This window comes from Dactylosporangium aurantiacum, from assembly GCF_000716715.1.
In the GTDB taxonomy this organism is placed as follows: domain Bacteria; phylum Actinomycetota; class Actinomycetes; order Mycobacteriales; family Micromonosporaceae; genus Dactylosporangium; species Dactylosporangium aurantiacum.
Map to the genome: position 1 here is coordinate 1 of NZ_JNYJ01000139.1, position 929 is coordinate 929.

General features: G+C 69.2%; 1 protein-coding gene. It reads left to right on the top strand.

Annotated elements, in window-relative coordinates:
* The first annotated feature begins 11 nt into the window (after window positions 1–11).
* Window positions 12–905 carry an IS5 family transposase gene (locus tag OP18_RS50645; RefSeq protein ID WP_033367999.1) on the top strand — a complete coding sequence of 298 codons (894 nt, stop codon included), beginning with the start codon at window positions 12–14 and terminating at the stop codon, window positions 903–905.
* Window positions 906–929 lie beyond the last annotated feature (24 nt).

Here is a 929-nt window from a genome sequence, read left to right on the forward strand (position 1 = left end):
CCGGAGACCTCGTGGACACCATAGCGGTGACGAGGCGGCATGACCTGACCGACGCGCAGTGGGCGGCGCTGGCCGCGGTGTTGCCTGCGGTGTCGGTGCGGGGTCGGCCGCCGAAGTGGAGCAGGCGGCAGTTGATCGACGGGATTCGGTGGCGGATCCGGGTGGGTGCGCCGTGGCGTGACGTGCCTGCGGTGTATGCGCCGTGGCAGACGTTGTACTGGTTGTTCCGCCGGTGGCAGCGTGACGGGACGTGGCAGCGGGTGCTGACCGCGCTGCAGGCGCACGCCGATGCGGCCGGGCGGATCCGGTGGGACGTCAGTGTCGATTCGACCAGTGTCCGGGCGCACCAGCACGCTGCTGGTGCCCGCCGGGACGGCGGCTCGCAGAAGGAGCCGCCAGGTGGGGTGCACGTCGAACCGGACGATCACGCCCTCGGCAGGTCGAGGGGTGGCCGGACCACGAAGGTGCACCTGGCGTGTGAGCAGGGGCGTAAGGCGTTGTCGTTGCTGCTGACGGCTGGGCAGCGTGGTGACAGCCCGCAGTTCGTGCCGGTGCTGGAAGGTATCCGGGTGCCGAGGATTGGTGGTGGCCGGCCGAGGACCCGCCCGGATCGGGTCCTGGCCGACAAGGCGTACGCGGGCAAGGCGAACCGGGACTATCTGCACCGGCTCGGCATCCGGGCGACGATCCCGATCAAGGCCGACCACGCCGCGAACCGGCGCAAACGCGGGTCGAAGGGCGGCCGCCCGCACGCCTTCGACCCCGAGCTCTACAAGCAGCGCCACGCCGTGGAATGCGGCATCAACCAGCTCAAACACAGCCGCGGCATGGCCACCCGGTACGACAAACTCGCCGTACGCTACCAAGCCACCGTCACCATCACCGCCATCAACAAATGGCTCTAACCCCACTTACCAAACACGGCTTAG